At 68.6% G+C, this 13,271-nt stretch carries 9 protein-coding genes and 3 pseudogenes; 2 read left to right on the top strand and 10 right to left on the bottom strand.

The features are described 5' to 3' along the window. The first annotated feature begins 15 nt into the window (after positions 1 to 15). Positions 16 to 1,599: a DUF6851 domain-containing protein gene (locus OH809_RS42295; RefSeq protein ID WP_406415569.1), complete on the top strand. Its 1,584-nt coding sequence runs from the start codon at positions 16 to 18 to the stop codon at positions 1,597 to 1,599. A gap of 179 nt (positions 1,600 to 1,778) precedes the next feature. Here OH809_RS42295 and OH809_RS42290 read toward each other — a convergent pair whose 3' ends face one another. The 5 genes and pseudogenes from OH809_RS42290 to OH809_RS42270 form a co-directional block, all read right to left on the bottom strand. Further along, the gene (locus OH809_RS42290) at positions 1,779 to 2,420 is read right to left on the bottom strand and encodes a TetR/AcrR family transcriptional regulator (protein WP_406415570.1); all 642 of its coding nucleotides are present in this window, start codon (positions 2,418 to 2,420) and stop codon (positions 1,779 to 1,781) included. Between the two features lie 37 nt (positions 2,421 to 2,457). After that, positions 2,458 to 2,967: a sigma factor gene (locus OH809_RS42285; protein ID WP_406514816.1), complete on the bottom strand. Its 510-nt coding sequence runs from the start codon at positions 2,965 to 2,967 to the stop codon at positions 2,458 to 2,460. 12 nt (positions 2,968 to 2,979) lie between these two features. Further along, entirely contained in the window at positions 2,980 to 3,102 is a 123-nt protein-coding gene (locus OH809_RS42280; RefSeq protein WP_406415572.1) for a hypothetical protein, read from the bottom strand. Between the two features lie 511 nt (positions 3,103 to 3,613). After that, positions 3,614 to 4,999, bottom strand: coding sequence for an MFS transporter (locus OH809_RS42275; protein WP_406514817.1), 1,386 nt, complete (start codon positions 4,997 to 4,999; stop codon positions 3,614 to 3,616). 860 nt (positions 5,000 to 5,859) lie between these two features. After that, positions 5,860 to 6,427, bottom strand: a pseudogene (locus tag OH809_RS42270) (2-oxoacid:acceptor oxidoreductase family protein); the annotation flags it as partial. Between the two features lie 586 nt (positions 6,428 to 7,013). Here OH809_RS42270 and OH809_RS42265 point away from each other — a divergent pair. Beyond that, positions 7,014 to 7,262: pseudogene (locus tag OH809_RS42265) on the top strand (IS982 family transposase); the annotation flags it as partial. Positions 7,263 to 7,639: 377 nt separating this feature from the next. Here the strand turns inward: OH809_RS42265 and OH809_RS42260 are convergent. The 5 genes and pseudogenes from OH809_RS42260 to OH809_RS42240 all read right to left on the bottom strand — a co-directional run bounded on the left by OH809_RS42260 (position 7,640) and on the right by OH809_RS42240 (position 13,223). Next, entirely contained in the window at positions 7,640 to 8,908 is a 1,269-nt protein-coding gene (locus OH809_RS42260; RefSeq protein WP_406514818.1) for a cation:proton antiporter, read from the bottom strand. A 237-nt stretch (positions 8,909 to 9,145) separates the two neighbouring features. Continuing rightward, positions 9,146 to 9,910, bottom strand: coding sequence for a helix-turn-helix transcriptional regulator (locus OH809_RS42255; RefSeq protein ID WP_406514819.1), 765 nt, complete (start codon positions 9,908 to 9,910; stop codon positions 9,146 to 9,148). 240 nt (positions 9,911 to 10,150) lie between these two features. Next, positions 10,151 to 11,224 (bottom strand): polyprenyl synthetase family protein, encoded by a 1,074-nt coding sequence (locus OH809_RS42250; RefSeq protein ID WP_406415579.1) that lies wholly within the window; start codon positions 11,222 to 11,224, stop codon positions 10,151 to 10,153. 145 nt (positions 11,225 to 11,369) lie between these two features. Then, positions 11,370 to 11,575: pseudogene (locus OH809_RS42245) on the bottom strand (adenosylhomocysteinase); the annotation flags it as partial. A gap of 61 nt (positions 11,576 to 11,636) precedes the next feature. After that, positions 11,637 to 13,223, bottom strand: coding sequence for a class I adenylate-forming enzyme family protein (locus OH809_RS42240; protein WP_406415580.1), 1,587 nt, complete (start codon positions 13,221 to 13,223; stop codon positions 11,637 to 11,639). Positions 13,224 to 13,271 lie beyond the last annotated feature (48 nt).

Below are 13,271 nucleotides of genomic sequence, written 5' to 3'. Positions count from 1 at the left end.
ATAAGGAACACAATCATGACGACGTCCGGACATTCTCCTGTCTCAGGCTTCTCACCGCGGCGCAGAACGCTGCTGTTCGGTGGGCTCGGCGGTGCCGCAACCGCGGCGCTGACCACGCTGGGTTACACCGGCACGGCCGCCGCGAGCCAGAGCGACAAGCCGCTCAAGGTCGATTTCGACTTCGACACCGGCAACTACCTCGAATGGGCGCAGCCCAGCGACGACATGGCCGGGATGTCGCCCAACGCAGATCTGTTCGGCCCCATGGACGTGACCGTATTCCTCTGGATCAACCGCTTGACGGCGCTCGCGGTGTTCGACGCGCTGGCGCCTTACCACGAGACCGCGGTCGGCGTGTACTCCCGGATCCGACGCCGCCCCTCCAGCGAGTCCGCCACCAACCGAAACATGAACACCGCCGCCATCCACGCCACGTACCGGGTGTGGAAAGAGGTGCTGCCGACGAAGATGGCGTCCGTGCGGGCAATGATGACCGCGCTCGGCTTGAACCCTGACGACGAGTCGGAGAATCCGACCACTCCGGTCGGCATCGCCAACATAGCCACCAAGGCCGTCTGGGAGGGTCTCAAGAACGACGGCATGAACTTCCTCGGCTACGAGGGCGGCCGCCGGTACAACCCCAGGCCCTGGTCGGATTACACCGGCTACGAGCCCGTGAACACTGCCTTCGAGCTGGTCAACCCCTCGCGCTGGCAGCCGCAGCTGGGTCCTCACAACGGCCGCCGCCTCGGCGGGGGCCACGGTGACATGGGCATCTTCGTCGTCCAGCACATGGTCACCCCGCACCTCGGGCAGGTCAAGGCCCACATCTTCAAGAACCCGCGCCAGTTCGACCTCGCTCCGCCCACGCACACCGACCACACCCGGCCCACGGATTACAAGCGCTCCGTGGACGAGATCCTGGAGGCGTCGGCCGCGCTCACCGACAAGCAGAAGATGCTCGCGGAGGTCATGGACAACAAGGTCTGGGGCATCGGCCACTCGGCGATCGTCATGGCTCGGAAGCACGACCGGAACGGCGAGTTGGGCATGCACGGGTGGATTCACTATCTCCTCGAGCACATCCTGGCGACGTTCGAACCGACGATCGTCGCCTGGCATCACAAGGTCAGGTACGACTCCGTGCGGCCGTTCAGCGCCATCCAGCACGTGTACGGCAGCCGAAAGGTGACCGCCTGGGGCGGACCCGGCAAGGGGACGGTCAACGACATGCCCGCCGACCAGTGGGCCGGCTACCTGAACGTGAGTGACCACTCGGAGTACCCGTCGGGCTCCACGACGCTCGCCGCCGCGTCGGCGCAGTCCGCACGGCGCTACTTCGGCACCGACGTCCTGGACTGGAGATTCACCATTTCTGCCGGCAAGTCGCTGGTGGAGCCGGGGGTCACCCCCGGAAAGGACCTCGAGCTGCACATTCCCACCTGGACCGAGTTCAGCAGGATCTGTGCCAACAGCCGGGTGTGGGGCGGGGTCCACTTCCAGAAGACCGTCGACAGGTCCCTGACGCTCGGCGCGCAATTCGGCGACCTGGCCCACGAGTTCGTGCAGCGGTACGTCAAGGGCGACGTCAAGAACTGACAGTCCGGCATTCGAACGCCTTCTGGGAACTACCGCTCCCTCGGAACGCCGTTGACAAGGGATCGGGGCCTCCCGGCACTCGGTTGGTTTCGCAGTCCACCGAGCTACCGAGAGGCCCTGCCTTCATGCTCTCACTGGGAGAAGGTCACCGAGGCTCAACCTGACGCCCGCCGGGCGCCCTACAGTGTCAGGCCGCGCTCCAGCACCGCCAGGGCCCGGTCGATCATCTCCAGCAGATCGTCTTCCTGAGTGTGGTCGCCCCACAGCACCTGGTGGAAACCGCCCGTCACGGCGCCCACCAGTACGCGGATTTCGAGGTCGTCCGCCGGCCGGCCGGCCCGTTCGGCGAGCACCGAGCTCGTGGCCTCGATCATCCTGTCCTGGGCCTCGCCCACCAGCGCCCGCACCGCGGGCACCTGGCGCACCAGCTCCCTCCGCCACCGGTACTCCGCGCTGAAATCGTCGGCGATCCTGCGCACCATCTCGGTCAGCGCCTCCCGCAGGGCGACCAGCGGCGGCTCGTCCGCCGGGCGGTCGCGGAGGAAGGCGATGCTGGACTTGGCGTAGTCGTCCGTCAGGACGATGTGTTCCTTGCTGGGGAAGTACCGGAAGACGGTGCTCGGCGAGACCTCGGCCGCCGCGGCGATCTGCTCGATGGTGGTGTTGTCGTACCCTCGCTCGTCGATCAGCCGACGGGCCGCCTCGCGGATCGCCTGGCGGGTGCGCAGCTTCTTGCGTTCGCGCAGGCCGAGGCCGGCTTCGGCGTCTGCGATCGCTGGTGACGTCGGTGTGCTGGACGTGGCAGAGGGCATACGGCTCATTATCGCGCACCATCGGCCGGGCCGGACAGCGCCTCGGTCAGGGCCTGATCTCCTGCCTCCTCACCCTTTGCCTTCCGGCTGTCCGGCAGCTTGAAGGCGGCGAGGACGGCCGCGGCGAGGCCGGCGATGACGGGCACGCTGAGGGGCAGACCCGCCAGCGCCAAAGATTTTTGGAAGTTGCAGTCAAATGATATTTCGTCGCATTTTCGGCTTCCTCGGCAGCCGGGACTTCATCGCCCTGCCGGGAGTCGGCCAACTCCGCCGACTGCTCCGGGTCCTGGTGAGGGCCGCCCAGCAGCGCCTCGGCAGGCCACGGCCCGACATGCGCCTGCCGCCGCAGGCGGGCCGACCGCAGGACATTGGTGGAGATCCGGGTGACCTCGGCCGCGAGATGGCCCTCGATCGACGCGGGCCGCGTCGGGGTGTCCGCCCAGCGCAGCCATGTCGCCTGGACCGCGTCCTCCGCCTCACTCGCACTGACCAATATCCGGTCGGCGATCGCGAACAGCAGCGGCCGCAGCTCCTCGAACTCCTCGGTCCTGGTCACCCCGGCTCCTCCTTAAAACCCGGGCTCCACAACGGGCAACGGCTTCCACGCGGGCTCCCGTTCGCTCTTGGCGGTGGTGATCTGGTGCACCATCAGGTCCGACTGTGCCTCGGCCACCGCCTGACCGAACGACACGGCACCAACCGTCGCCTGGTGCTCCCGGCCTCAGCCATCGCGCTCGCTCCCGAGACGAGACGGCCCGGACGGCTGTCACACAGAGAACGAAGAGAGTCGGGAACAGTTCGCGGGTGGCCGTCGCCCCATGTGCTCACAGGCAGGCGCGCCCGCCGTCGGGGGATGAAGACCGGCGGGCGCGCCCAGGGAGGGGGACTTGCGGGCTCGACCCTAGGAGCGGCAGATCAGAAAGTCTCGTACGTGCTGCGGAACTTCGAGCTCACTTGCAGCACGGCTCCAGGTCGAGCCGCCGCTGAGATCCTGCTGCTCCTGCTGTGCGGCGTACACCGCAGGGAAGGTCGCATGGCCCCGCACCCCGTCGCCAGCCGGCCCGAGCGCGATGAAACGAGCCGGAAAGCGACGAGACCGCCCTGCCCACCGGACTCACCGCATGACCTCGAAAGAGGTTCACCAAGCGGCCATCAGGTGCACTCCCACCCGCACGCCCATCATCGCGCCCTGATCAGCGCGATCACGACTGCTCGGAAACGAGGCCCGGAAGGGGCCGAGGCTCGGAATGCGGCTCAGCCCGCTGCCCTCGGCTCCGGGCGTGCAGCGTAAGCGTGGTCAGGAGGCCGACCCCGACCGGCACGGCGAGGACGAAAAGAACCGTGGCCAACGTCCAGCCCGCGTCGACCATCATGCCGCCGAGCAGACCACCGACCAACGGACCCAGCTTTCCCACGCTGTTCGCCCAGCTCACTCCGGTGGCGCGCGCGGACGACGGGTAGGCGACTGCGGCGATCGCCTGCAGCGCGGAGGTGACCGCCGGAAGGCAGAGCCCGAGGAGGAACGCCGTGGCGAGCAGCGGGGTGAATTGCGCAGCCCACAGGGCGGCCGCCCCGAGGCCGAGCGCGCTCATCACCCACAGGCCCGCCAGTACCCGGAACCGGTCGAATCGCTTGAGGACGAAGGACACCGAGAGCTGTCCCGTCAGGCCGCCCCACCCGAACACTGCGACGGACACTGCGGCCTGTGCAGCCGTCAGGCCCATGCGCTCGACCAGCAGGGGCAGGTAGCTGAGGATCACGAACACGACCCCCTGCGCCAGGAAGAAACACAGCCACAGCAAGAGAGTCGTGGGGGCGAAGCCCCGGGACAGAATGACCCGTGGCGCGGGCCGCGGGCGTCGCCGCACCGTGCTCTGGTCCCAGTCCACGCGGGACAGATCCTGGTCCGCAGCAACAGCGGCGAGGGCTCTTCGCAGCTCCGCCGGTGGCCGCCTGCGGGCGGCGAGCACGCTCACGGACTCCGGAATGAACAAGACGACCGCTGGGATCAGCAGCAGTGGAGCGATCCCGCACACACCCAGCAGCGTGGGCCAGCCGTATGCGGGAATGAGGGCCGAGGCGAGAATTCCGCCGACGGTGGTACCGGCCGTCACCCCGGCAAAGGCCAACGCGACCATCTGGACCCTGCGCTTGGCAGGCGTCCAGTCCGCGACAAGAGCCATCACGGTCGGCAGCACCGCGCCGAGCCCCAGGCAGGCCACGATCCGCAACCCGGCAAGGACGCCGATACCGTGCGCGAGCCCCATGCCGGCCGTGCCCAGGCCGAAGGCAGTGGTGCCTATGACGGTGACGCCTTTGCGTCCGTACCGGTCGGCGAGCGGACCGGCGGCCACACCACCGACGATCATCGCCGCGACCCCCAGCGTCACGGTGGCGGTCACGGTGTCGAGATCGGTTCCCCAGTCCTTCACGATCCTGGGATAGACGAAGGCGGCGATGGTGGTGTCCAGTCCTTCGGCCACCATCATGAGCAGGCACACCGCCACGATGAGCCGCTGCCGACGGCTCATCGGCTTCTGGTCGATGAACTCTTGCGGACCCCACTTTGCCGAGGCATCCGTGGTCATGGGCGGACCCTTTCGTCCGAAGGTACGTGGAACGTGCGCAGGCATGGATCGCGCGGCGAACGCGTACGGCTCGTGCGCAAAGACGCGGTTGGCGGGCGGGTCAGGCCGCAGATCCGAACGGGTATGACGGACCGCCCCGCCCGCTTCTTGCCGGGCGAGCGCGGCTGGTCGTCGACCAGCAGGACACGGATCATGCTGTTCGGTCCACGGGGAGTCCGGCCTGGCCGGTGCAGCCGCCCTCGCTGCGCGGCTCCGCCCGCAGCCGGCCGCCGAGCTCGGGTGACCCGTTCGAGCGCAGCACGCCTGTGGGGGCGACCCCCTAGCGCAGCCAGGCTCGTGCACCGCGTCCTCGACCTCGCTCACGCCGGCCTGGATCCGGTCAGTACGCGGCGGCCGCGGCTGCCACCGCAGCGGGAACACCCACGCGGACAGCGCGCATGCCCCGGCACGGACAGCGCGATGCCGTCGGCGTGGGGAGTAGTGCGCGACCGGGGGACGCAGTCTGCGGAATGCTCGCCGTCATCGGGGCCCAGGTCATACGACGGTCCAGGTGTCGCCGCCGGCGAGCAGCGTGGCGAGGTCGCCCTTGCCGTTCTGTTCGATGGCGGCGACGAGTTGGTCGGCCATCTGTGCGTCGTAGACGGGACGTTCGACGTCACGGAAGACGCCGATGGGGGTGTGGTGGAGGGTGTCGGGGTCGGCGAGGCGGGCGAGGGCGAATGCGGTGGTCGGGGACGTGGCGTGGGCGTCGTGGACCAGGATCTGGGACAGGTTGTCCTCGGTGACCGCGACGACCTTGAGGTCGCCGGTGGCCGGGTCGCGGACAACGCCCTTCGATCCGTCGGTGCCGAAGGTGATCGGCCACGACGGCAGGCCGAGCGCGAACATGTTCTTGCTCCGCTCGGCGTCCTTGCGCAAGAGGCCGAAGTCCTTCAGGGCCTCCCTGGTCAGCGTGGTCAGCGTGGTCAGCGGCACCGGGTGCACGCGATACCCGTCCAGCGAACCGTCCTCCAGCGGGTTGGCCGAGTAACCGACCCTCTGCATCGCCCGATTGGTGAACTCGTCGGTGTTGACGATGACTTCGGCGCCGCGCGGCAGGTCGGTGATGTTTGCCTTCAGGGCGGCCGGGTTCATCGCGACCAGCGCGTTCGGCGCGTCACCCGGGGTGAGGACGTCGTGGTCCGCGAAGTGCAGCTGGAAGCTCGAAACGCCCGGCAGCGTCCCGGCGGGCGCGCGGATCTCGGCCGGGAAGTTCGGCAGCGTCGAGAAGTCGTTGCCGTAGGAGGCCGTCTCCGAGGTGAAGCGGTCACCCGTGAGCTGCATGCCGTCACCGGAGTCACCCGCGAACCGGATGACCACCCGATCCAGACGCTGCACGGTCCTGCCGCCGGACCGAGACGGGTATCGGGTCACGCCGGCCACCCCCATGAGGTCCGGAATCCGGGACCGGAGCTGCGCCACGGGGCGGTTTGCACCTGGTGCGACGGTGTGGGCTCCGGGCGTCCTCCCCGCCGAGTCCGGCACAGGGACGCCGTACACACGCCCCGCTCATCGGTGGTGGTGCGCTCTCGGACGAAGGGGGCCAGGGACTGATCGTGACCCCTCGCAATCCGCGACGGATCGAGCATGAAAACTCCTCGGAAGAAAACTGTGAGCCCGGCAGGGGCTCGATGCGCTGGGTCGTGAGCCGGCGTCGGTGCCCGGCCCCGGGCGTCGCCGGGCGCCGGAGGCGCAGGTCTGGGGTGGACTCGCGCCAGGATCACGCTGCCTCGGCCTGCTCGGACGGCTTCCTGGCGGGGGTGCCTGGCGTGGGCAGTACGTTGGTCAGGTCGGCCGCAGCGCGAAGTCGTCCACCCCGACCGCCCTCGGCTCGGTCGCGGGCGGGTCGGGCAGGTCCATCGCCCGGCGCAGCAGCGTGCTGCAACTGGTCGTGATCCCCATCAGTTTCCCGCGAGCCGGGCTCCAGCCCGGCCGGCCGGCGTCGGCCCGATCGCACCCAGCACCGTACGCAGCTGTTCGGCCGACTCGCAAGGGCGAACGGCAGCGGCCCGGCGGATCCCTCTTCAAGCCGCTGCGGCAGGTCATCGAGTCGATCAACGAGTCATTCAAGAGACAGCTAGACCTCGAACGGCACCGAGGACGCACACCCGGCGGTGTCATCGCCCGTGTCATGCAGCGAATCCTCGCGCTGACGGCCGCGATCTGGCACAACGACGCCACCGGACAACACGTCCTCCGGTCGCTGACGGCCTACGATCACTGACCGTTCCTGGGCAGTGAGCAGGAGTGAGTCCTGGCTCACCGGTACGCCCCGAACGGTCTTGGGCGCACTGGTCCTCCGCTTTCGCGTCCCGGTCGGCGGCGCATATCCCGTATGCGCTCCGTCCCGGGCGGGCGGAATTCCTACGACCTGGCCATATGGGTGTGGCCAGAGGCGACGGGGAGGCCCCGAACCATCTCGCTGGTGACACGGGGGCCCCGACTGCTGACGCCACACCCGGCGTCCCAGATCGCACCGAATACGTTACGCACACCCCGCCGGGCATACCCGCAGCTCGTCGCGCCGTTCACCCAATCATGCCCATGTTCGCCAAAACGATGTGTCTGCCCAGCAGTTGTGAACCCCTTGGAATTGATCGTCTAGGCAGCCGTGCCTACTGTCCCTGGCTTGCGTTCGGATACGTCGGGTGCCTCGAGGTCGTTGCCCTTCGGCCGGCCGAGGATCCAGTTCAGCAGCGGACCTGTCATCGTGGTCGTGATCACGGCCATGACGACCATGAGCGAGTAGAGGCCCTGCCCGAGGAAGCCCAGTTGCAGGCCCACATTCAGGACGATGAGTTCGGTCAGGCCGCGGGTGTTCATCAGCGTGGCGAGCGCGGCGGACTGCCTCGCCGGCATCCCGTTCAGGCGGGCGGCGGCAAACGTCCCGGTGAACTTGCCGCCGACGGCCACGAGCAGGATCAACGCCAGGGCTCCCAGTCCGCCCATATCCAGCCCTGAGAGATCAACCTTGAGGCCGGCAACCAGGAAGAACACCGGCAGCAGCAGCGTGCCGGTCATCTGCCCCAGGCGGTCGTGCACTTCGGCGCGGAGCCGCTCGGTGCCGGTACGCGGGAGGATCACACCGAAGAGGAACGCGCCGAAGATGTAGTGCAACCCCATCCACTCGGTGGCGGCGGCCGACAGCAGCAGGCCCGCGAGGACGCAGGCGAACACGGTCGGGGTGAGCCGGAGTACGGGCCGGCGAGCTGCGAAGCGGTGCAGCAGGGGGCGCAGGACGAAGAGCATGCCCAGCAGGTACGGGATGGCGAGCAGGATGCGCCACTGGTCGGGGCCGGCCGAGCCGCTGATGGCGACCACGGCGGCGAGCAGAAACCACGCGAGGACGTCGTCGATGGAGGCGCAGGCCAGTGCCACCACGCCCAGCGGAGTGCGCATCATCTGCCGGTCGGTGAGGATGCGGGCCAGTACCGGGAACGCCGTGATCGACATGGCGATGCCCATGAAGAGCATGAACGCCGTCTTGTCGTCGGTGCCGTAGTCGTCCATCAGGTAGAGCGCCAGGAGCATGCCGAGGCTGAATGGCACCAGGATGGAGCTGAACGAGACGGTGGCGGCAAGGCTTCCATTGCCGCGGATCATTGTGGCGTCCCACTCCAGGCCGATGATGAACATGAAGATCGCGATGCCGATCGCGGCCAGGGCGCTGATCAGAGGCTGAACGGTGTCCGGGAAAAGGGCGTCGGAGATCGCCCCGTGGAACAGGGTCGGTCCCAGCGCGATACCGGCAAGGACTTCGCCTGTCACCGCCGGCTGGCCGAGCCGCCGGGCCAGCGCGCCGAGCAGGCGTGCCAGGAGCACGACGGCGGCGAGGCCGAGGAGAAGTGACGTGGTCTGATGTGTGTTCATCCGTTCTGTCTCCGTAAGCCGGGGTCCCTGCGCACCCGTGCGGGTAGCGCGGGCGAGCAGGCATGGCAGGCGGCGTGAGGTGGAGGCCGGCGCAGCAGAGCGCTGCTTGGTGTCCTGGCTCGCCGAGCGGCGCCGGTCACGGTTCGTTGCAGCTCGGCAAACGGGGACGTCAACCGGCAGAGGTTCGGCAGACGGGTGTGGCCGCCGGGGCGGAGGACGGGCCGGACTCGGCCGGGATCACGCCGCTGTCGGCTGCGGGTCGATGCCCATCAGGGCGGAGAGGATCGGCGGTCGGGTCCAGTCCATCGGGGACAAGGTGATGTTGAGGGGGCGCCCCGTATCGCCCTCCACCTGCACCGGGCCCACGGTGGCCATCAGCAGTGTGAGATCCAGATCGGTGGCGCTGTCGGGGTGCCTGCCCTGGGCTACCGCATGGATGTACCAAGTGCCCGTGGGGATCCGGGCCAGGGTGAAGTGTCCCGGCGCGGACGCGTTGCTCCAGGACGCGGGGATCCCCTGCAGTATGGCGCCGTCGAAGGCTCCGACATAGGCGTTCGAGAGTTCGGCCCCGGTGGTGCGCAGTACCCCCGTCACAGAGCCGGTGGACCGGGCCACCGGCACCGGCACGGACGCGGCTGACGCCGCTTCGGACAACGCGGGCTCCCGCGTTTCGCTGCAGGCTCCGAGCGACAACTTCCGGTACTGCGTGGGGGAGAGACCGACCGACTCGGTGAAACGGCGGGTGAAACTCCCCGTACTGCTGTATCCGACCCGCGCCGAGACGTCGGCGACATTGAGCGAGGTACTCAGTAGCAGACGCTTGGCCTCCTGGAGCCGCACAGCACTCAGGAACCGTCCTGGAGTGACACCGGTGACCCGGCTGAACACTCTCAGGAAGTGGTACTTGCTGACCATCACGCTCTGCGCAAGATCATCGAGGGTCAGCGGCTCCCAGAAGCGTTCGCGAATTGTGGTGACGGCATGCTGCATTAGGTGCTCCATGAAGGGCTCCTGGTCGCGATCATTTGGCCAGTACTGCCGCCAGAGATCTTGAAGGTGGTCAGCGATGCGACGGGGACCACTTGATCGGCGTGGAGCGCACGCAGGGCGGTCGTCACCCGGAAAGCGATCAGGGCCTGCGGGAGTGCGTCCTCGTACGCGGTCAGGATGGATCAGATCCAAGGCCGAGGCTGGCGAACTGGTACGGCGCGGACGGCAAGCGGGAAGGCCGCGGATGCGGGCTCAGTTGTTCCGGTAGGCGGCGCGCACGGCCATGTCCGCCAGTTCGTTCCGCCACACCGGGGATATGGGCGCGTCTGCGATGGCACCGCAGCCCCGCTCGACGAGGTCGGCGATGTGCCGTTCGACATCCTCGGGAACACCCGTGTCCTGGAGGCGGCGGTGCACCTCGTCAGGGGTGTGTCCCGGCTCCGTGATCAGACTGCGGATGCCCTCGTCCCGCTGCATCGCCCACCCCAGCAGCAGCGTCATCTTGTGCTGGCTGAAGTCGAGACCGGTGGGCTTGCCGGTCTCCGCGGAATCCCCGAACGCGTCCAGCAGGTCGTCACGGAGCTGGAATGCCTCGCCCACCGCCTCGCCGTACTCCACGAAGGCGGCGGCGAGGTCGGCCCGGCCCGCCCCGCTCGCCCCCATGACCAGCGGCCGGTGAATGGTGTAACGGCCGGACTTGATCAGGGCGATCAGGCGAGAGAGCCGGGGATCAACCGAGAACTCGGCAGCAGCGGCGATATCCAAGCACTGGCCGATGTGCAGTTCGGAGCGCAGTCTGTACCACTCCGCAAGCACCCCCGACGGCGCCTGGGACACAAGCTCCTCCGAGTAGACGAGCGCCAGGTCGCCGATGAGGATGGCCACACCCTCGCCGAACCGGCGTGACTCGCCCCGCCAGCCACGGGTTTCGTGCAGCTCGGAGAAGGCCGTGTGCACGGTCGGCTTTCCACGCCGCTGGGAGGAATTGTCCAGGATGTCGTCGTGGATGAGGGCGGAGACGTGCAGCATCTCCAGGCCTGCAGCCGCCGCCACGATCCCGGGGTCGTGTGGATCACCGCCGGCGGCAAGATAGCCTGTGATGCAGAAGGCGGGCCGGATCCGCTTGCCGCCCGACGCAACCAAATCGGACAGCGCGTCGACGGCGACGACCGCCCGTTCGTCCACCTCGGCATAGCGGGCGCGCTCGGCCGAGAGGAACGAGCGCAGCCTGTGCTCCACCCGCTGCAGCAGGTCATCAGTGATACGTCGCACGGAGGCGGTCGACTCCTGACCGGTGGCGGGCCAGGGGGTCACTTCGGTAGTCACTGCATATCTCCTTGGGCGGGACGTATGAGCACGTGAGGCGGGGCGTGGTGAACGGCACTGCTGAGCTTGGACTCGGGTGGTCGACGTGTCCGGTGGGAAGCCTGCCGACACCCAAGAGGCAACATGAGCGATGACCGGCCGGTCGGTAGCGGTAGTGGCCGGGCTTGTACGGGCCTTCGACCTTCACGCCGATGCGGTCGGCCTGCTCGGGGCGCAGCTCGGTGAGCTTCCCCCAAGGGCGTCCAGGTCCAGGCGCGCGGCCTTCTCGTCCAAGTGCTTGGGCAGCGCATAGACGTCGGCCGGATACGCCTCGGGCTTGCTGAACAGCTCGCTCTGGGCCGGCGCGGCGTCGTTGCGTCGGTCTGTTGCGAGCTACGTGTCTCAACCGCCGCGGCGGCCGGCCGATCGCCGGTCACGCCCGGTTCCGGTGCTCCTGGGTAAGCCGGTGGGACAGCGCGACCCGCTGCACCTTCAGCGTCGCGGTGCGCGGCAGCTCGGCCTGCGGGATCTGGATCGGGTCGGCCAGCTGGGGAAAGTCGGCGACGGCCGCGCGCCAGCGGTCCCGGTCCAGCGGCCTGTCGTCGTGGGTGCAGATGACCGGGACCGGCTGGGAGTCCGGGCCCTGCACGACGACGAGTTCACACAGCTCGTCCAGCTTGCCCAGCACCACGTCCTCGATCTCCAGGGAGCTGCGCACCCCGGAGATCATGTCGATCTCCCGGTCGAGCATGTGCAGACAGCCGAACCTGGTGCGGTAGCCGACGTCCCCGGTCCGCCACCAGTCGCCCTTGCGGTTGGCGTCGTACCGCTCCTGCTCGGCGAAATAGGTCTTCGCCAGGCCGTCCCAGGCGACCTCGATGTAGCCGGGGTTCGTCTCGGACGGCGGCTCGCCGTTCCGGCTCACCACGCGGACCTTGGCGGCGCCCTTGGGCATGGCCCAGCCGACGCAGCGCCCGTTCGCCTTGTGGGCGGAGTTGCGGAAGTAGGCGCGGCCGACGGCCGGACCGACCTCGCTCTGCCCGTAGATCTGGAAGAACAGGGCCCCGCGCCGGTGGGAGGCCTTGAGCAGCTGGCTCCTCGTCCTGGGGTGGATCGCGTCGAAGGTGCTGCTGAAGACCTTCACCGACCCGAACGGCATGCGCGGGTCCTCGGCCAGCTCCTCCCACTCCATCAGCGAGTTGGGCAGCGCCTCGACGAACACCGGCCGGTGCTCGATGAACTGCTCGGCGACGTCGGCGGGGTCCGACTCCCTCAGCAGCAGGACCGGGAACTCCTTCAGCAGCGCCAGGGACATTGCCGCGACCATCCGCGAGTGCACGAAGGGGATGTGGATCGCGACGGTCTCCTTCTTCCGCATCAGCGCCAGCAGCCGCCACTGCGGGACGAGGCGGATGCCCTGGGTGCGGGGCGTGTGCACCACGAGCTTGGGAATCCCGGTGGTGCCGGAGGTGTGGGTGATCACGGCGGCCTCGTCGATCGGCCGGACCACCGGCTTGACCCGCGGCGCACCGGCGAGTTCGGCGAGCGAGACCGCCCCCGGCCGTTCGCCGGCCACCGCGATCACCCGCTGGGTGAGGTCCGCGAGCGGGATCTCGGCCAGCTTGTCGAGCTTGTGCACGTCGGTGAGCAGGTTCGGCCGGTCCACCCGCTCGAGCAGGGCGCCGACGGTCACGGCATCCAGGGCGGGCGACAGCATCACCACGACCGCTCCGATGCGGGACGCCGCGGCGGCGAGTATCCAGATGTCGGCGTTGTGGGTCTTGTGGATCACGACGTGCTCGTCGGGACGGACACCGGCCGCCCACAGACGGCCCGCCAGGTCGTCCACGTGGTCAGCGTACTGGGCCACCGTCAGGCGCCGCCCAGCCTCGGGCAGGACGTCCAGATCGTGGTCCAGGATGATCGGCGTCGACCCGTTCACGGCCGCGGCCATCTCCGGCAGCAGGCCGATGTGAAGACCGCGCTTCTGTATCGATTTGTAGGCTATGGAGCCTTTCATGGGGACTGTCTCCTTCGAGGCACGCTGCGAGGTCAACGGCGCACTGTG

This window comes from Streptomyces sp. NBC_00873, assembly GCF_045207415.1.
Classification (GTDB): domain Bacteria; phylum Actinomycetota; class Actinomycetes; order Streptomycetales; family Streptomycetaceae; genus Streptomyces.
The sequence above is the reverse complement of the archived record's forward strand: the minus strand, read 5'-3'. Positions and strand labels throughout refer to the sequence as shown.